The 17,680-nt window shown below is 32.1% G+C and carries 18 protein-coding genes, 1 tRNA gene and 1 other annotated feature; all 19 genes read left to right on the top strand.

The window, feature by feature from the left end:
* Positions 1–9: 9 nt before the first annotated feature.
* The 19 genes from ACY3JJ_RS05320 (at position 10) to thrS (ending at position 17,671) form a co-directional block, all read left to right on the top strand.
* A complete protein-coding gene (locus tag ACY3JJ_RS05320) occupies positions 10–981 on the top strand; it encodes a DNA-directed RNA polymerase subunit alpha (RefSeq protein WP_463091126.1) in 972 nt (323 codons plus the stop codon).
* Positions 978–1,328: a 50S ribosomal protein L17 gene (gene rplQ / locus ACY3JJ_RS05325; RefSeq protein ID WP_463091127.1), complete on the top strand. Its 351-nt coding sequence runs from the start codon at positions 978–980 to the stop codon at positions 1,326–1,328. The genes ACY3JJ_RS05320 and rplQ overlap by 4 nt, the downstream gene beginning before the upstream one ends.
* Complete coding sequence (locus ACY3JJ_RS05330; RefSeq protein ID WP_463091128.1) at positions 1,328–2,146, top strand: energy-coupling factor transporter ATPase; 819 nt, start codon at positions 1,328–1,330, stop codon at positions 2,144–2,146. The genes rplQ and ACY3JJ_RS05330 overlap by 1 nt, the downstream gene beginning before the upstream one ends.
* On the top strand, positions 2,137–3,000 hold the full coding sequence (locus ACY3JJ_RS05335; RefSeq protein WP_463091129.1) for an energy-coupling factor transporter ATPase: 864 nt from the start codon (positions 2,137–2,139) through the stop codon (positions 2,998–3,000). Before ACY3JJ_RS05330 ends, ACY3JJ_RS05335 begins: the two co-directional genes overlap by 10 nt.
* Complete coding sequence (locus ACY3JJ_RS05340) at positions 2,988–3,797, top strand: energy-coupling factor transporter transmembrane component T family protein (RefSeq protein WP_463091130.1); 810 nt, start codon at positions 2,988–2,990, stop codon at positions 3,795–3,797. Before ACY3JJ_RS05335 ends, ACY3JJ_RS05340 begins: the two co-directional genes overlap by 13 nt.
* A gap of 1 nt (position 3,798) precedes the next feature.
* Complete coding sequence (gene truA, locus ACY3JJ_RS05345; protein ID WP_463082212.1) at positions 3,799–4,530, top strand: tRNA pseudouridine(38-40) synthase TruA; 732 nt, start codon at positions 3,799–3,801, stop codon at positions 4,528–4,530.
* A gap of 53 nt (positions 4,531–4,583) precedes the next feature.
* On the top strand, positions 4,584–5,012 hold the full coding sequence (gene rplM, locus ACY3JJ_RS05350) for a 50S ribosomal protein L13 (RefSeq protein ID WP_463082211.1): 429 nt from the start codon (positions 4,584–4,586) through the stop codon (positions 5,010–5,012).
* Between the two features lie 14 nt (positions 5,013–5,026).
* On the top strand, positions 5,027–5,443 hold the full coding sequence (gene rpsI / locus ACY3JJ_RS05355) for a 30S ribosomal protein S9 (RefSeq protein WP_463082210.1): 417 nt from the start codon (positions 5,027–5,029) through the stop codon (positions 5,441–5,443).
* Positions 5,444–5,458: 15 nt separating this feature from the next.
* Positions 5,459–5,986 (top strand): AmmeMemoRadiSam system protein A, encoded by a 528-nt coding sequence (gene amrA, locus ACY3JJ_RS05360; RefSeq protein ID WP_463091131.1) that lies wholly within the window; start codon positions 5,459–5,461, stop codon positions 5,984–5,986.
* A 3-nt stretch (positions 5,987–5,989) separates the two neighbouring features.
* The gene (gene amrS, locus ACY3JJ_RS05365) at positions 5,990–7,003 is read left to right on the top strand and encodes an AmmeMemoRadiSam system radical SAM enzyme (protein WP_463091132.1); all 1,014 of its coding nucleotides are present in this window, start codon (positions 5,990–5,992) and stop codon (positions 7,001–7,003) included.
* Positions 7,000–7,401, top strand: coding sequence for a hypothetical protein (locus tag ACY3JJ_RS05370; RefSeq protein WP_463091133.1), 402 nt, complete (start codon positions 7,000–7,002; stop codon positions 7,399–7,401). Before amrS ends, ACY3JJ_RS05370 begins: the two co-directional genes overlap by 4 nt.
* Positions 7,398–8,735 carry a phosphohexomutase domain-containing protein gene (locus ACY3JJ_RS05375; protein WP_463091134.1) on the top strand — a complete coding sequence of 446 codons (1,338 nt, stop codon included), beginning with the start codon at positions 7,398–7,400 and terminating at the stop codon, positions 8,733–8,735. The genes ACY3JJ_RS05370 and ACY3JJ_RS05375 overlap by 4 nt, the downstream gene beginning before the upstream one ends.
* A gap of 193 nt (positions 8,736–8,928) precedes the next feature.
* The gene (gene glmS / locus ACY3JJ_RS05380; protein ID WP_463082205.1) at positions 8,929–10,758 is read left to right on the top strand and encodes a glutamine--fructose-6-phosphate transaminase (isomerizing); all 1,830 of its coding nucleotides are present in this window, start codon (positions 8,929–8,931) and stop codon (positions 10,756–10,758) included.
* A gap of 5 nt (positions 10,759–10,763) precedes the next feature.
* The gene (gene acpS / locus ACY3JJ_RS05385) at positions 10,764–11,156 is read left to right on the top strand and encodes a holo-ACP synthase (RefSeq protein WP_463091135.1); all 393 of its coding nucleotides are present in this window, start codon (positions 10,764–10,766) and stop codon (positions 11,154–11,156) included.
* Positions 11,156–12,082, top strand: a complete 927-nt coding sequence (locus tag ACY3JJ_RS05390) for a tetratricopeptide repeat protein (protein ID WP_463091136.1) — start codon at positions 11,156–11,158, stop codon at positions 12,080–12,082. The genes acpS and ACY3JJ_RS05390 overlap by 1 nt, the downstream gene beginning before the upstream one ends.
* Before the next feature lie 264 nt (positions 12,083–12,346).
* Positions 12,347–14,953 carry an alanine--tRNA ligase gene (gene alaS / locus ACY3JJ_RS05395; RefSeq protein WP_463091137.1) on the top strand — a complete coding sequence of 869 codons (2,607 nt, stop codon included), beginning with the start codon at positions 12,347–12,349 and terminating at the stop codon, positions 14,951–14,953.
* Positions 14,950–15,390: a Holliday junction resolvase RuvX gene (gene ruvX, locus ACY3JJ_RS05400; protein WP_463091138.1), complete on the top strand. Its 441-nt coding sequence runs from the start codon at positions 14,950–14,952 to the stop codon at positions 15,388–15,390. Before alaS ends, ruvX begins: the two co-directional genes overlap by 4 nt.
* A 13-nt stretch (positions 15,391–15,403) precedes the next feature.
* Positions 15,404–15,478: transfer RNA gene (locus ACY3JJ_RS05405), tRNA-Val, on the top strand.
* A gap of 5 nt (positions 15,479–15,483) precedes the next feature.
* Positions 15,484–15,705: a binding site (T-box leader), on the top strand.
* A 64-nt stretch (positions 15,706–15,769) separates the two neighbouring features.
* Positions 15,770–17,671, top strand: coding sequence for a threonine--tRNA ligase (gene thrS, locus ACY3JJ_RS05410; RefSeq protein ID WP_463091139.1), 1,902 nt, complete (start codon positions 15,770–15,772; stop codon positions 17,669–17,671).
* Positions 17,672–17,680 lie beyond the last annotated feature (9 nt).

The raw sequence follows: 17,680 nt of genomic DNA on the forward strand, positions 1-17,680 counted from the left end.
GTAGATAATTTGCTTATAGAAGAAAATGTAAGGGTTATTATTGAAAAGAAAACTGATAGTTATTGTCGTTTCATAGTAGAACCCTTAGAGAGGGGTTATGGTTGGACTATTGGAAATGCTTTGAGGAGAATACTTTTATCATCTATCGAAGGTGCGGCAGTTGTTTCTGTGAAGATTGAAGGAGTAAAACATGAGTTAGAAGTACTTCCAGGTCTTAAAGAAGAGATTCTTGAAGTATTAATGAATTTAAAAAAGATGGTAGTAAAGATAGAAGATAATAATTCCCATATACTCCATCTTGATGTTATGGGTCCAAGAGTAATAAAGGCAGGAGATTTTGTAGTACCTGCTAATGTTAAAATAATAAATCCCGATTTGCAAATTGCAACCTTAATTGATGAAGTACCATTTAGAATGGAGGTAGAAGTTAAAAAAGGAAAGGGTTATGTTACTGCTGAAGAAAATAAAGAGCTTAACCAACCTATTGGAGTTTTAGTTTTAGATTCTATTTTTTCTCCTGTAAAGAAGGTTGGATATGAGGTAGAAAAGACGAGGGTAGGTAGAAGGACAGATTTGGATAGACTTGTTTTAGATATATGGACAAACGGATCTATAACTCCAGAAGAAGCTTTTAGAGAAGCATCGAGAATTCTTATGGAATATTTTAAACTTTTAGCAGAGAGAGACTTTCAAATTTCCTATGAAGAAGTAGCCGAGGAAATTACAACTCTGGAAGAAGAGAGCAAGAAGGGATTAACTCTTGAGGATTTAGGTCTTTCTACTCGCGCTTATAATTCCTTAAGACATGCTGGTATACATACTATTGAGGATTTACTTACAAAGACAAGAGAAGATCTAATGAAGATTAAAAACTTTGGTTTAAAGTCTCTCCAAGAATTGGAGGAGAAGCTTAGAGAAAGAGGCTTGAGTTTAAGGGATACTGAAAACCCTGATTTGGAGAAAGGAGAGGACTTAGAATGAGACATCGAAAGGCATATAGAAAATTAAGTAAGCCAACACCTCAAAGAAAGGCTCTCTTAAAAGCTCTTTTAATTTCTTTATTTAAAAACGGAAAGATAGTTACAACTTTACCAAGAGCAAAAGAGGTAAGTAAATTAGCTGAGAAACTTCTTACTATAGCCAAGGATGACTCTGTGCATCATAGAAGGTTAGTTTATGCATGGTTACAAGATAGAGAACTTGTGAGGAAAGTTTTTGTGGAGATAGCCCCAAAATATAAAGATAGAAATGGTGGGTATACAAGAGTATTAAAAGCTGGTTTTAGAAGAGGGGATGCAGCAGAAGAGGCAGTAATTGAACTTGTATAATGATTCAATTGAGAAATGTTTCTTATGTATATCATGAAGGTACAATTCAGGAGAAGGTAGCTCTAAAAGATATTAATATAGAGATACCTTCTCCTTCTTTTTTAGCTGTAATTGGGGCTAATGGTTCAGGTAAGTCAACTTTTGCAAGGCTTTTGAATGGCCTTCTTGTTCCTACTCATGGTGATGTGATCGTTGATGGTTTAAATTCTAAAAACTTTGAAAATTTGTGGGAAATAAGAAAAAGAGTAGGATTAGTTTTTCAAAACCCAGATAATCAGATAGTAGGAATGACTGTTGAGGAAGATGTGGCTTTTGGTTGTGAAAATCTTGGTTTGCCTCCCAAGGAGATTGAAGAAAGAATTGCTTTTGCTTTAAAATCTGTCGGGATGGAAGAATATAGAAAATATCCTCCTCATCTTCTTTCTGGTGGACAAAAACAAAGAATAGCAATAGCTGGAATATTGGCCATGTTACCTAAATATATAGTTTTAGATGAACCTACAACTATGTTGGACCCAAAAGGTAGAAAAGAGATAATGGAGGTTATAAAAAAATTATATAAAGAAGAGAAAACTTCTATTATACTTATTACTCATCATATGGAAGAGGTTGTATGGGCGGATAGAATAGCAGTCTTTAATAAAGGAGAGATAGTTTTAGAAGGTTCTCCAAAGGAGATATTTATGGAAGACGAAAAGTTAGAAAAATGGGGACTTTCTGTACCATTAGTTACAAAACTCTCTAAATGTTTAGTCGAAAGAGGTTTTGAAATACCTCATCCCATTCTTACCATTGAGGAACTTTCTGTATGGCTTTGATAAGCCTTAAGAATGTACAATACATATATTTAGAAAAGACCCCCTTAGAACGAGAAGCAATTAAAGATATTTCTCTGGATATAAGGGAAGGGGAAAGTATAGGAATAATAGGGAAAACAGGATCTGGTAAATCAACTTTGATTCAGTTGATTTCAGGTCTTCTTTATCCTACCCAAGGAGAAATTTTTATAAAAGACAGAGATATTAGAAAATGGAATTCTAAAGAACTTTGTAAGATTATAGGGATTGTTTTTCAATATCCAGAACATCAGTTTTTTGCTGAGACAGTTTTTGAAGAGGTAGCATTTGGTCCAAGGAATATAGGGATATCAGATAAAAAGTTAGAAAATTGTGTAAGAGAAGCCCTTATTACAGTTGGATTGCCATATGAAGAGATTAAAGATAGATCTCCATTTAATCTCTCTGGTGGAGAAAAAAGAAGATTGGCTATTGCAAGTATTCTTGCTATGAATCCAGAGGTACTTATATTGGATGAGCCTACTGCAAATATAGATCCTAAAGGTAAGATCGAAATAATGAACTATATTAATGGGTGGATACAAAGTAAAAATAAAACCTTAATCTTGGTTTCTCATGATTTGGATGAGATAATAAAAACCGTTAAGAGGATAATAGTTTTAAAAGAAGGAAAAATTATTTTTGATGGTCCTATTGAAAAATTGTTTTTAAATTACGAAAAAGTTGAAGAAGCAGAGTTGGAGCTTCCGGAAATTCTTAAATTAAGAAAGATATTAGAAGATAAAGGCTATCCTTTAGAAGGAGCCTTTACTGTGCATGAAATTGTAGAGAGAATTGTAGCTTTTAAGGAGCATATTTCGATATGGAAATCTTAAAGACATTTCCGTTGGGACAATACATTCCGGGAAATTCTTTACTTCATGGAATTAGTGCTAAAGCTAAGATTATAGTATCTTTTTGGTTGATAATTATTATTTTCCTTCTTAAACTGAATTTCTATTCTTATTTACTTTTCTTTCTCTTAGTTTTACTTGGAATACTGTTATCTTCTTTATCAATAAACTATTTTATTAGAAGTCTAAAACCAGTTTATTTTTTGATATTATTCACGTTTGTAATTCATTTTTTCTTTGGAGAGGAAGGTGAAAAAGTATATTTTAGATATGGAATTATTCATATTACTGACAATGGTATCAAAATGGCTTTATTTATGTCTTTAAGACTCATATACTTAGTATTGATAACTTCCCTTCTTACTCTTACCACTTCAGTATTAGAGTTAGCCCAAGCTATTGAGGATCTATTAAAGCCATTAAATTTTGTTAAATTTCCTGTACATGAATTTTCCATGATGATGACTATAGCAATAAGATTTGTTCCTACTCTTTTAGAGGAAACAGATAAGATTATTAAAGCCCAGAAGGCGAGAGGAGCGGAATTTGGAAAAGGAAATTTAATATCTCAAGCCAAAAGTTTACTGCCTATAATTATTCCTTTATTTATAAATGCCTTTAGAAGAGCAAATGAGCTGGCTGAAGCTATGGAAGCCCGTTGTTATAGAGGAGCAAAGGGTAGGACAAGATATAGAGTATCTTATTGGACTATAAAGGATTTAGTATTCTTGACTATTGGTATTTTATATCCAATTTTATTGCTGGTATTTTTTAGTTGATATGCCAAACTGGAAATTGGAGATATCTTATTTAGGAAGAGATTTTTATGGCTTTCAAAGATTAAAAGGTAAAAGAACAGTTCAAGGGGAGATGGAGAAAATATTGAGTTATATATTTAATGAGGAAATAAAAATTGTTGGAGCTGGAAGAACTGATGCTGGTGTCCATGCATTGGGACAGGTAATTAGTTTTAAATCTCAAAGAGAATGGGAGGAAGAAAAAATTAAATCTGTTTTGAATAAGTTACTTCCTACGGACATTGTAGTGAAAAAGGTTGAAAAGGTTGAAGACAATTTCCATGCAAGGTTTTCTGCTAAAAGAAGGTGGTATATGTATTTCATATATAATCATTCAGAGAAAAATATTTTTTTAAATGACTTTTCTTGGTGGATAAAAGGGCCTCTTGATAGGAATCTACTAATGAGAGCAGCATTTATTATAAAAGGTAAACATGATTTTGTGAATTTTGCAGTTAAAGAATCAGAAAAAAATACTATTATTGAAATTTTTGAATCATTTTGGTGTTTTAAAAAAAACTATCTTTTTTATTTCATATGTGCCCCCTATTTTCTAAGAAAAATGGTAAGGTTTTTGGTAGGTAGTATGGTAGAGATATCCTTAGGTAGAAAAAGTTTAGAGGATTTTGAGAGTTATTTAATAGAGGAATATAAAGATAGATTTTCAGCTCCTGCTCCCTCTAATGGTTTATATTTATATAAAATAGATTATTGACATATTTTACAAATTTATATTAAAATGCAACGGGAAAGGAGGAATATTTAAAAATGAAAACTTTTATGGCAAAAAAAGAAGAGGTAAAAAGAGAATGGTATGTGGTTGATGCTAAAGGAAAAGTTCTTGGAAGGCTTGCCTCAGAGATAGCTAAAATATTAAGGGGTAAGCATAAACCTATTTTTACACCCCATGTGGATACAGGTGATTTTGTGATTGTGATTAATGCTAAGGATGTAGTTCTTACAGGAGAAAAAGAAAATCAAAAAATCTATTTCTTTCATTCAGGATATCCAGGAGGGCATAGATTAATTCCTGCTAAGGAATTAAAAGCTAAGAAGCCAGAGATGTTAATATATCTGGCTGTTAAGGGAATGTTACCTAAGGGTCCATTAGGAAGAAAAATGTTAAAGAAATTAAAGATTTATCCTGGACCTGATCATCCACATCAAGCACAAAAGCCAAAAGAACTGAATATATAAAACGGGAGGGATAAATGTTGGAGTTTGCAAATCAAGAAGTAAAAGTAATTCATGAGGTAGGTGGCAGAAAGACAGCAAGAGCAAAGGTTTGGCTTAGATTTCCAGGAGAAGGTAAAATAATAGTTAATGATAAACCAATGGAAGAGTATTTTGGAGGGAGAATTTTTTTCCATAAAGTGGTACAAAAGCCTTTGGAACTTACTGGCATGAAAGATCAAGTGGATGTTTTAGCTCAAACGATTGGTGGGGGAGTTAGTGCTCAAGCTCAAGCTCTTGCTCATGGAATATCTAAGGCTCTTGTTGCCTTAAAAGCTGATTGGAGAACTCTTCTTAAGAAAGAGGGACTTTTAAAGAGAGATCCAAGAGAAAAAGAAAGAAAAAAGTATGGTTTAAAGAGAGCACGAAGAGCACCCCAATACTCAAAACGTTAATGTGGAAGAATTTATATGGATATTGGTTATCATATAGTCTCTTTGGCAAGGAAAGCTATTGAGACATACCTCAGGGAGGGGAGAGTAATTTCTCCTCCCTCGGATTTACCTCATGAACTTCTTAGAAGGAGATCAGGTGTATTTGTGTCTTTACATAAAAGACCCAATGGAGATCTTAGAGGATGTATTGGTACTATTTTACCTACTACTCCCAATATAGCTGAGGAAATTATAAGGAATGCTATAAGTGCAGCTACTGAAGATCCTCGATTTCCCTCTGTGTCCTTAGATGAATTAGATAATATAGAAATTTCTGTAGATATACTTTCCCCTTTGGAAGAAGTTCAAGATATTTCAGAACTTGATCCCAAAAAATATGGTATTGTAGTTCAGAAAGGATGGAGAAAAGGGGTATTACTTCCTGATTTAGAAGGTGTGGATACAGTGGAAGAACAGCTAAGTATCGCTCTTGCTAAGGCTGGAATATATCCCGATGAGGATTTTAAAATATATAGGTTTTCTGTTCAAAGATTTAAGGAATGATTAATGAGAGAGGCTCTATTTTACCAAAAATTAGATCAAAAGAAAGTTCACTGTCTTTTATGTCCTCATAAATGTATAATTTATCCTAATAAAAGAGGAATATGTGGTGTTAGAGAAAATAGAGAAGGTACTCTTGTAACTCTTATATACGGAAAAGTAAGTTCTATTGCTTTAGATCCTATTGAAAAAAAACCTCTATACCATTTTTATCCAGGAAATTCAATTCTTTCTATGGGCACAGCAGGTTGTAATTTTCAGTGTCCTTTTTGCCAAAACTGGAGTATTTCTCAAGTTTTGCCAGAGGAAATTTACTTAGAAGAGATTTCTCCAGAAACTATTGTTAATATTGCTTTGAAAAATAAATCCATAGGAATAGCTTATACATATAATGAGCCTTTTATATGGTACGAATTTGTTTTTGACGTTTCTAAACTCGCGAGAGAATATAACTTAAAAAATGTTTTTGTGACTAATGGATTTGTTGAGGAAGAACCTTTTTTAGAGATTGCTCCATTCATAGATGCTATGAATATAGATATTAAGTCAATTAATCCTGATTTTTATCGAAAACTTTGTAAAGGAGACTTAGAAAAGGTAAAAAGAATTATACTTTTGGCTTTTGAAAAAGAGATTCACATTGAGTTAACAAATTTAATTATAACAAATTATAATGATAAGAAGGAAGAAATAATCGGATTAATTGAATGGGTAGCGGAAATTAGTAAGGATATTCCTTTACATTTTACTAGATATTTTCCAGCATATAAATTTATAGAGCCTCCCACTCCTCTTGAAATAATTAATTTTGCATATGAAGAAGGAAGAAAAAGATTAAATTATGTATATACTGGAAATGTAAGGGATGTTAGGGGTAGTACTACATATTGTCCTTCTTGTGGTAGTGAATTAATTGTAAGAGAAGGATATTTTATAAGAAAAAATCTTTTACGACACAATAATAAATGTCCTTATTGTGGTTATGGACTTCCTATATATGTAGGGGGTAATTTGTCATGAAATTTTTTAAAAATAAAAGAATAAGAAATTTTTTAATTTTTTCATTTCTTTTATTATGTTTTATTGGTTATAGTTATTACGATTGGTTAAAAGACTCTCCATGGAAAGAGAAGTGGAGAAATATAGAAAAATATATAGGGAAAGAAATAACCCTAAAAGGTGAGGCTACAAACCCTTATGGTATATGGGGAAGTATATATTCTGCCTATTCTCTTACTTTTGAAAACTTTCAGATTACTGTATTAAGTACTACTGGAATTCCTGCTGAAGGTGAAAAACTAATTGTAACTGGTGAGGTAAGAAAGAATTTTGAAGTGGTTGGTTTTTGGCAAGGTAAAGAAGTAAATGAAAAATATGATATTGTTATTTTGGAAAAGGAGAGGAGTGAAATTAAGTGAGAGAACTTTTTGGTACTGATGGCATTAGAGGTATTGTTAATAAAGCTTTAACTCCTGAGCTCGCGTATAAATTAGCTAGGGCTCTTTTAGGTTATTTTGAGAATTCTCGAGGCAAGAAGGTTATTATTGCTCAAGACACGAGAAGATCTTGTGATATGATAAAAAGTGCTTTGTCAGCAGGACTTACTTCAGGTGGTATAGATGTATTAGATGCTGGAATATTGCCAACATCATCTGTATCTTATTTAGTTAAGACTAATCCAGATATTTTATTGGGTATTGTAATTTCAGCCTCCCATAATCCTGTTGAATATAACGGTATAAAAATTTTTGCTAATGATGGATTTAAGTTACCTGATGAAGTAGAGAAAAAGATTGAAGAATACATGAAAGGAACTGATAATTATTACAGGGCAGACCCTTATGAAATAGGAAGAATATTTCAATTTAATGAAGGAAAAGAAATATATAAAAATTATCTTAAACAAGTAGTGAATGAAGACTTCACTGGTTTTAAAATTATGTTGGATTGTGCTAATGGATCTGCATCTAATGTAGCACCTGAAATTTATAGAGAATTAGGGGCAGAAGTGTATGCTTATAATATTGAATATAATGGTCTTAATATAAATGAAAATTGTGGGGCAGTATATCCAGAGATAGGTAAATCTCTTTTTATAGAAAGTAAGGCTGATATAGGATTTACATATGATGGAGATGCGGATAGAGTTATAGGATTCTTTAAAGATCAAATTATCGATGGAGATAAAATTTTGGGTATTCTTGCAGAATATTTTAAAAGGCAAGGAATCCTAAGAAATAACAAAGTAGTTGGTACAATTATGACCAATTATGGACTTGAGATGTATTTAGATAAAAAAGGTATAAAACTTATTAGGGCAAATGTTGGTGATAGGTATGTACTTGAGACTATACTAAAACATGATTTAAATTTAGGTGGAGAAACTTCTGGCCATATAATTCTTTTTGATTATTTACCTACAGGAGATGGAATTCTTACATCTCTTTTTTTAGTAAAAATTTTTAAGCATATGAAAGATGATTTTGTAAGAATGTTGGAAGAAATAAAACTTTTATCTCAAGTACATGATAAGATAAATATAAGTGGAATAAAACTTACAGAAGATGATGAGAAAAGAATAATGGATATTGCTAAGGAGGTGATAAAGGATAATAGTATAAGAATTATTATAAGAAGATCTGGCACAGAACCAGTTTTAAGAATCACATTAGAAGGAGATGTCCCTAAAAAGGAATTAGATTGTTTTCTAAAAGATATTAAAGAGAAAATTTTAAGTTATTTGAGTATCTAAGCGCCAGGACTTGCCTTTTAGGCAAGTTGACGAGGTGGAGGTTAATCGAGGTTTTCGGCGGATGCCTCTAGGCAGTAGCTACCTGCCTTAAGGGGACTCACAAAACTGGTGGGTGACTACCAGGACAAAAGGTCCCTAAGTAGCTATAGGGACATTCTCCTTCTCCCAGAAAAATTTAAGGAGGAGGAGAAAGATGTGTGGTATTTTTGGATATACAGGAAGTAATAATTCTTTGCCTTATATAATATCGGGTCTCGAGAAATTAGAGTATAGAGGTTATGATTCAGCTGGTATTGCTTATATAAAAAATGGAGAGATAGAAATTAAAAAAGTGGTAGGAAAAGTACAAGACCTTAAGAATAGTTTAGATTTTTCTACTATTTCAAATATTGGTATTGGTCATACTAGATGGGCTACTCATGGTGGTATTACTTACGAAAATGCACATCCTCATGTGGATTGTTTAAAAAATATTGCCTTAGTACATAATGGAATAATTGAAAACTACAAAGAGGTAAAAAAGTTTTTAGAGAATAAAAGTCATAAATTCTTAAGTCAAACAGATACTGAAGTTTCAGTTCATCTTTTAGAGTATCTTTTAGAAGAAGAAAAACTTAGCTTAGAGGAGGCTATTGAAGAAATCTTCAGAAGACTTGAAGGATCCTTTGCTTTTTTAGTTATGGATAAGAGAAGAAATAGAGAACTTTTTGCTATAAGAAGGCAAAGTCCACTGATTATAGGATATGGAAAAGGAGAGAATTTTATAGCTTCTGATATTCCTGCTTTAGGTATGTATACAGATACTTTTTATTTTTTAAAAGATAATGAATTTGCTAAGGTTTCTCCCGAAAAAGTAGAGATATTCCATGTGACTGGTGATAAGAGTAAATTAATTACAATTAATCCAATAAAAATACCCCAAGATAATATAAGGGCTGAGAAAGATGGTTACCCTCATTTTATGCTTAAAGAGATATTTGAACAACCTTCTGTTGCAAGAAGAATTATTTCTAATTTAGAAAGGTACGATAATGTTTTTGAAATTAAAGAGTTAAAGGAGAGTAATATTGAATGGGATAAAGTTCAACATACTTTCATAATTGCTTGTGGTACATCATATCATGCAGGCTATTTTGCAAAATTTCTATGGGAATCAGAGCTTCCTTTTTCTGTAGATATAGAACTCGCATCACAGATCTATTACAGATCGCTAAAGGTTCCTCAAAATACTCTTTTTATTGCTATAAGTCAGTCTGGTGAGACAGCAGATGTGATTACAGCAGTTAAAAATTTGAAAGAGAAAGGTTTTAAAGTTTTATCTTTAGTGAATAATACCCAAAGTACTATTGCAAGGGAAAGCGATTATGTAATAGGGCTTAAAGCTGGAGTTGAGATTGGGGTAGCAGCTACAAAAACTTTTATAGCTCAATTAATATGGTTAGGTCTATTAAAAGATTATATAAAAGCTAAAGTTTTAAAAGAAAATATTAATTTAGATAATTGGAATTTACTGCCCACTTATTTAGAAAACTATTTAGATAGTGTAAAGAATCTTGTAAAAAATATTTCGGATAAATATTATTTGAAAAGAAATTTTCTATATCTTGCTCGTGGTAAAAATTATCCATTAGCCTTGGAAGGTGCATTGAAGCTTAAAGAGATATCTTATATACATGCTGAGGCGGTTCCTGCAGGAGAAATGAAGCATGGTCCTATTGCCCTTTTAGATTCTGATACTCCTGTTTTTGGTTTGGTATATAAAGATGAGACCTATTCTAAAATGGTAAATAATTTAGAAGAAGCAAAGGCACGTAAAGCTCCAATTATAGCTATAGGTAATGAAAAGGATGAAAAATTATTAAATTTGGTAGACGATTTGATTCCTATGCCTAATATTGATCCTTTTTATTACCCATATTTAGCTGCTGTTGTTTTACAGCTTTTTGCCTATTATATGGCTAATAATTTAGGTAGAGAAATAGATCAGCCAAGAAATTTAGCAAAATCAGTTACGGTAGAATAGATAATATGGAGAATGTGATTATTGAGGTAGGTTTAGATATTGTTGAGATAGAAAGAATAAAGAAATTATGTGAAAAATATAAAAGATTTAAAGAAAGGATATATTCTTTAAGAGAGTTAGAGCAATTAAGTGGGAAAAAAGATTTATATCCCTCTTTGGCTGCGCGTTTTGCAGCCAAAGAGGCCTTTATAAAAGCCATTGGTGTGAGATATTCAGGTTGGGATTGGAAAGATGTGGAAATTCTTTACGGAATAAGTGGAAAGCCTGAGATTAATCTTAGGAATAAAGCTCTTGAATTTGCTCTTCAAAAAGGAGTTAAAGATATAAAGGTGAGTATTTCTCATACTCATAAATATGCAGTTGCAGTAGTTTTAATAACTATAAAAGAGGATAAATAATGAAAGAAAGTCCTCTAGAAAAATTGAGGGATAAATTAGAAGAGTTGAAGAAGATTTCTGGAAGACTTATAGTACCTGATTTTAAAGAAAGTGAGTCATATATTGAAAAATTTTTGACATTAAGACAAGAAGTAGAGGAATTGCTTATTGATCTGAAAAAATTAAATGTTACAATTGATCCAGAGCTTTCTCGATTGAGTGAAATAGATGGTGAATTAAAGAAGAATATAAATTCTTTGTATAAGATAATGAGAAAGAGTAATAGACTAAAGGACAAATCTAATCTTTATCCTAAAGAATATTGGTGGTGGCACATAGTTGAAATAGTAGATGAAAAAAGGAAAAGAAAATTAAAAAGAATTTTTTTAGGAAGTGTTATTGCTATTATTACTATCGGGCTAATTATTTTTATAGCTTTAAATTATAAGACACCTGCTGAAGAGATCTTAGAAGCTATTGATAAAAGTTATAAGTTTATGGCAGCTAAAAAATACGGAGAGGCTGAAAAATTATTGAATGAAAAAATCAAAAAATATAAAGATAAAGAGGAGTTATACATAGTTTTAGGGATTATTCAAGAAGAAGAAGGAAAAATAAAGGAAGCTGAAGAAACCTTTAAAAAGGGGCTTTTTATAAGTGGTGAGGAAGATAGGTTTTATTTACACAGAGCATTAGAGTATAAAAGATTACGTAAATTTGATAAAGCTAAAAAAGATATCAAGAAAGTACTTGAAAGGAATAAAAATAATTCAAATGCTTTGTATATTTTAGCCACTATTTACGAAGAAGAAGACAATATCATTGATGCTATAAGAACTTACAAGATTATTGAGGATTTAGGTGATAAAGCTAACCCGCAGATTTTAGTTATGGTGAAAATTAGACTTTCTGTGCTACTTCAGAAAGTAACCCTACCACAAAAATAGGGTTGTAATTGAAATTTGTTTGGTTTTGTGGTATATTCAATTTAGAAAGCCCTGCTGTGTGCGTGGTGTATGCTGTGGTCCTGGCTCAACACCTTGTTTCAGGAGGCTGATCTCCTGACTTGGGATTGCGGCTCTTAAAGAGCTACATAACCAAGCAGGGTAGGCCTCAAAATTGTGGAACGGGGCACAAGGACTTCGGCATCACGGCACAGCGGGGCTTTTAATAATTGTTTAAAAAATTCTTTCATTAGAGGGGTTGTAGAAATGAGAATAAGCCAACAAATAAGAGAGAAATTTACACAGTATTTCGTTAGAAATGGCCATTTACATTTACCCAGTGCATCTTTAGTTCCTGCAGATGATCCCACATTACTTTTTACCACTGCTGGGATGGTTCCTTTTAAACCATATTTTTTAGGGCAAGGTATACCACCTAAAAGGCGTATTACCACAGTTCAAAAATGTTTTCGAACTACAGACATAGAAAGGGTCGGCCTTACCCCAAGGCACTTAACTTTTTTAGAGATGCTTGGTAATTTTTCTTTTGGAGATTATTTTAAGAAAGAAGCGATTGGTTTTGCTTATGAATTCTTGACGAAAGAATTAGAGATTCCTTTATCAAGAATTTGGATTTCTGTATACGAGGAAGATGATGAGGCTTTTGAAATTTGGAATAAAATAATGGGAATTCCAAAAGAAAGAATAGTAAGATTAGGAAAAGAGGATAATTTCTGGGGTCCTCCAGGACCCACGGGACCTTGTGGTCCATGTTCTGAGATATATTATGATTTTGGTCCCAAATCTAAGGAGGAAGAAAATTGCAAGCCAGGTGATCCTTGTGATCGTTTTATGGAGATATGGAATTTAGTATTTATGGCTTACTATATGGATGAAGAGGGAAAACTTTCACCTCTGCCTCAGAAAAATATAGATACAGGAATGGGACTTGAGAGAATAGTAACGGTTGTTGAGAATGTTAGTAATGTTTTTGAAACAGATCTTTTTCAACCAATTATTCAAAAGGTAAAAGAAATTATTAAGGATTCTGATTTGGTTACAGAAAGAATGGTTTCAGATCATATTAGAGCTATAACTTTTCTTATGAGTGATGGTGTGGTTCCTACTAATGAGGGAAGAGGCTATGTTTTGAGAAGGTTAATAAGAAGAGCATTAAGAAGAGCTTATAAGTTAGGAGTGAAAGAGCCTTTTCTTTACAAAATTGTGCCTACTGTTGTAGAAATAATGGGAGATGCTTATCCTGAATTGGAAGAAAAATCTGACTATATTATGAAAGTACTTATCAAAGAAGAGGAGCAATTTATAAGAACCTTAGAGCAAGGTCTTAATCTTTTGGAGGATTATTTTAGAAAATCTACAAGTAAAGTTGTTAATAGTGAATTTGCTTTCAAACTTTATGATACTTATGGTTTTCCTATTGAATTGACGCAGGAAATTGCAGAAGAGGTAGGATTTAAAGTTGATATTGAAGGATTTAATAAAGAAATGGAGAAACAAAGAGAGAAAGCAAGATTATCTACTCAAGAAAAACTTGAAAGTACATTCATATCATTATCCGATGATGAGGTATATCAATTAAGGGAGATTCCTAACACTGAATTTGTAGGATATGATACTCTTTCTTCTGAAAGTAACGTTCTTTTTTTCTTGGGAAATAAACATAATAAAGAAATAAAAGAAGAGGAAGAAGTATACTTTGTATTAGATAAAACACCATTTTATCCAGAAAGTGGAGGTCAAGTTGCAGATACTGGCAAGGTATTTAATGATAATGTGGAGGTAATAGTTTCTGATGTAAGAAAACTTGGAGATAAATTTATTCTTCATAAAGGAAAAGTAGTTAAAGGAATCTTTAAGGAAGGGATGAAGGTTAAGGCAGAAGTAGATAAAGAAAGAAGATATCATACTATGAGACATCATACTGCCACCCATTTATTACATTCAGCTCTTAGGAAGATTTTAGGTAATCATATTATGCAATCTGGATCTTTAGTTTCTCCAGAATTTTTAAGATTTGATTTTACTCACCATTCTCCTATAACAGATGATGAGTTGAGGCTTATAGAGAAAGAAATTAATGAAAATATTTTATTAAATTTTAAAGTTGAAAAATTTTGGACTACATTAGATGAAGCAAGAAAAATGGGAGCAATAGCTTTATTTACTGAAAAGTATCAGAAGGATGTTAGGGTCATTAAAATTGAGGATGTTAGTATGGAGCTTTGTGGTGGTACTCATGTAGATTATACGGGAGAGATAGGAAGTTTTTACATTTTCAGAGAAGAAGGAATTGGGAGTGGAATAAGAAGGATATTTGCAGTATGTGGAATTAAAGCTTGGGAATATCAGAAAGAAAAGGAAAGTATTCTTAAAAAGTCTATGGATTTATTAGGTGCAAATAATATGGAAGAAATACCTTTAAGAATTGAAAGATTAATTTCAGAGTTAAAAGAAAAAGATAAAAAGATAGAAAATCTAGAGGAAGAAATAATTAAAAAAGAATCCTCTAATTTACTAAATAAAATTGAGATGATTAGGGATATAGCTATACTTTGTGAAATTGTTGACATGGATAATGAGGCTATAAAAAGATTGGGAGATTATTTAAAGAGTAAAAAAGAAAATCTTGTTATAGTTTTTCTTAAAGAGATTGATGGACGTTTTACAGGTACAGTTATGATAAGTCCTAAGTTAGTAGATAGAAATATTCTTGCTAAAGATATAGTAAGAGTAATAACAGAAGAGTTTAAAGGAAGAGGTGGAGGAAGGGATACATTAGCACAGTTTAATATTCCTAAAATAGATATCACAAGAATTAAGGAATATTTGAAGGATTATTTCAAAAACAAATGAGTAGATATCTTGGAATAGATTGGGGAGAAAAATATATAGGTTTTGCTATTTCTGATCCGTTAGGGGTTATAGCTCAAGGATTAGATGTTATAGAGTTTAAAAACGAAAAATCCTTTTTCGACTATCTCAAAGGTATACTTCAAAGATATGATATTGAAGGGATAGTGATTGGCTATCCGATAAGCTTAAGAGGACATGAGAATGAGAAAACAGAAAAAATAAAAGAATTATCCAAGAAAATAGAAGAAAAATTTAAAATCAAAACCTATTTAGTAGATGAAAGATTCACTACTATGGAGGTAGAGAGGATTTTAATAGAGGCTAATGTTAAAAGAAAGGATAGAAAGATTATTAAGAATAAGCAGTCAGCAATAATTATACTACAAAAGTTTTTGTCATCCATACAACTTGACATCGAAGAACAAGAAAAGTTATAATTTTGCATTGTAAGGGCGCGTAGCTCAGTGGGAGAGCACTATCTTGACGCGGTAGGGGTCGGTGGTTCAATCCCACCCGCGCCCACCATAAAAGAAAAAGCGAAGAAAAGGAAAGTAATCTATTTCAGATATACAGAGAAGAAGACGAGAAGCTGGAAGTCTTCCATATCTGAAATAGATGAAAACCACCTTGTAGCTTCCTGTTGAAATTCCATTAATGGAAAAGTAAGCAATGACGGGTGATTCCGTTAAAGATCAAGAGTGGATCTTTTTTAGATCCATTAAGGTGGAACCACGGGAGCTCTCGTCCTTTAATGGGACGAGAGCTTTTTTATTTGTAGAATAAATAGTGAAAAATTAAACGGGAGGTCGGAATATTATGATTTGGAAAATGGTATATAAAAATAAAAGTTGGGAGGAAAAAGGCAGTTTGCTGGATGCATTAAGGGAAGAAGGTTTAGAAGATATAATATTAGGAGCAAGGATTAATGGTATTTTAACTGATCTGAAGATAATTCCTCCTTTTGGTAGTGTAGTGGAAATTGTGGATTGGGATGATGCTGAGGGGAAAAGTATTTATTGGCATACTTCTTCTCATATTTTGGCTCATGCAGTAAAAGAATTGTTTCCAGAGGTTAAATTAGGAATTGGACCTGCTATAGAAGAAGGGTTTTATTATGATTTTTATAAAGACACTCCTTTTACTCAGGAGGATTTAGAAAAAATAGAAGAAAGAATGAAGGAGATAATAAAGAAGGATATACCTATAGAAAGAATAGAGTTAACAAGGGATGAAGCAAGAAAATTATTAGAAGAATTAGAAGAGAATTTTAAATTAGAGCTTCTTGAGGAAATACCAGAAGGAGAAAAAATATCTTTTTATAGACAAGGTAATTTTATAGATCTTTGTAAGGGTCCTCATTTACCTTCTACGGGAAAAGTAAAAGCTATAAAGTTATTAAGTACTTCTGGTGCTTATTGGAAAGGAAATGAAAATAATCCTATGTTGCAACGAATTTATGGTATATCTTTTCCTTCTGAGAAAGAATTAAATGATTACCTAAAAGAAAGGGAGGAAGCATTAAAGAGGGATCATAGAAGAGTAGGAAGAGAACTTGGGATATTTAATACCTTTGAAGAAGCTGGTCCAGGCTTAATTTTTTATCCACCAAAAGGAGCTTTATTAAGACTGATTATTGAAGAATTTGAAAGAAAAGAACATTTAAAAAGAGGTTACTTACCAGTTATTACTCCCCATTTAATGCAAGCTGATTTGTGGAAAATATCAGGTCATTGGGATAATTATAGAGAAAATATGTTTTTTTTACAAGTAGACGAAAAAGATTATGCTGTAAAACCTATGAATTGTCCAGGACATGTTCTTATATATAGGTCTACTGTAAGAAGTTATAGGGATTTACCTCTTAGATTTTTTGAAATGGGAACTGTTTATAGATATGAAAGATCAGGAGTATTATATGGACTTGAGAGAGCCAGAGGTTTTACTCAGGATGATGCACATATTTTCTGTACAGAAGAACAATTGGAAGATGAGATTAAAAGAGTATTAGATTTTGTATTTTTTATGTTAAAAAGTTTTGGCTTAAATGAATATGAAATTACTCTTTCTACGAGACCCGAAAAATATATTGGATCTGATGAAATATGGGAAAAAGCAACAATAGCTCTTAAAAATGCTTTAGAGAGTGTAGGGGTTAGTTATCAAGTTGCTGAAGGTGAAGGTGCTTTTTATGGTCCTAAGATTGATTTAAAGTTAAGGGGGTTACTTGGAAAAAGATGGCAAGGTCCTACAATTCAAGTGGATTTTAATTTGCCAGAAAGATTTGATTTAACCTATGATGCTTCTGATGGAACAAAGAAAAGACCTGTTATGATACATAGAGCAATATTAGGTTCCTATGAAAGATTTATAGGTATTCTTATAGAACAATATGGTGGAAGATTTCCTTTATGGCTTGCACCTGTTCAAATTGCTATTCTTCCTATATCAGAAAAGCATGAAGATTATGCCTTAGAGATTGCTAAGATTTTAAAAGAAAATGACTTTAGGGTAGAAGTTGATTTAGATCAAGCCAAGTTGAATTATAAGCTTAGAAAGGCTATAAATAATAAAATACCCTATATCTTTATAGTAGGGGATAAGGAAAAGGCAGAAAGGAAGGTAAGTGTAAGAACCCATAATCAAGATTTAGGGGTTTTTGAACTTAATGTCATTATTAACAAGCTTTCGGACGAGATAAATACCAAAAAAGCCTTATAGGAGGATAAA

The organism is Dictyoglomus sp. DH, from assembly GCF_055181375.1.

Bases quoted from the DNA above. Each gene is read 5' to 3' on its own strand.
- amrA (WP_463091131.1), top strand. From the start codon at position 5,459: ATGGATATTGGTTATCATATAGTCTCTTTGGCAAGGAAAGCTATTGAG.
- rpsI (WP_463082210.1), top strand. From the start codon at position 5,027: ATGTTGGAGTTTGCAAATCAAGAAGTAAAAGTAATTCATGAGGTAGGT.
- ACY3JJ_RS05390 (WP_463091136.1), top strand. From the start codon at position 11,156: ATGAAAGAAAGTCCTCTAGAAAAATTGAGGGATAAATTAGAAGAGTTG.
- ACY3JJ_RS05340 (WP_463091130.1), top strand. From the start codon at position 2,988: ATGGAAATCTTAAAGACATTTCCGTTGGGACAATACATTCCGGGAAAT.
- truA (WP_463082212.1), top strand. From the start codon at position 3,799: ATGCCAAACTGGAAATTGGAGATATCTTATTTAGGAAGAGATTTTTAT.
- rplQ (WP_463091127.1), top strand. From the start codon at position 978: ATGAGACATCGAAAGGCATATAGAAAATTAAGTAAGCCAACACCTCAA.
- ACY3JJ_RS05370 (WP_463091133.1), top strand. From the start codon at position 7,000: ATGAAATTTTTTAAAAATAAAAGAATAAGAAATTTTTTAATTTTTTCA.
- alaS (WP_463091137.1), top strand. From the start codon at position 12,347: ATGAGAATAAGCCAACAAATAAGAGAGAAATTTACACAGTATTTCGTT.
- glmS (WP_463082205.1), top strand. From the start codon at position 8,929: ATGTGTGGTATTTTTGGATATACAGGAAGTAATAATTCTTTGCCTTAT.
- rplM (WP_463082211.1), top strand. From the start codon at position 4,584: ATGAAAACTTTTATGGCAAAAAAAGAAGAGGTAAAAAGAGAATGGTAT.
- ACY3JJ_RS05335 (WP_463091129.1), top strand. From the start codon at position 2,137: ATGGCTTTGATAAGCCTTAAGAATGTACAATACATATATTTAGAAAAG.
- ACY3JJ_RS05330 (WP_463091128.1), top strand. From the start codon at position 1,328: ATGATTCAATTGAGAAATGTTTCTTATGTATATCATGAAGGTACAATT.
- ruvX (WP_463091138.1), top strand. From the start codon at position 14,950: ATGAGTAGATATCTTGGAATAGATTGGGGAGAAAAATATATAGGTTTT.
- thrS (WP_463091139.1), top strand. From the start codon at position 15,770: ATGATTTGGAAAATGGTATATAAAAATAAAAGTTGGGAGGAAAAAGGC.
- acpS (WP_463091135.1), top strand. From the start codon at position 10,764: ATGGAGAATGTGATTATTGAGGTAGGTTTAGATATTGTTGAGATAGAA.
- amrS (WP_463091132.1), top strand. From the start codon at position 5,990: ATGAGAGAGGCTCTATTTTACCAAAAATTAGATCAAAAGAAAGTTCAC.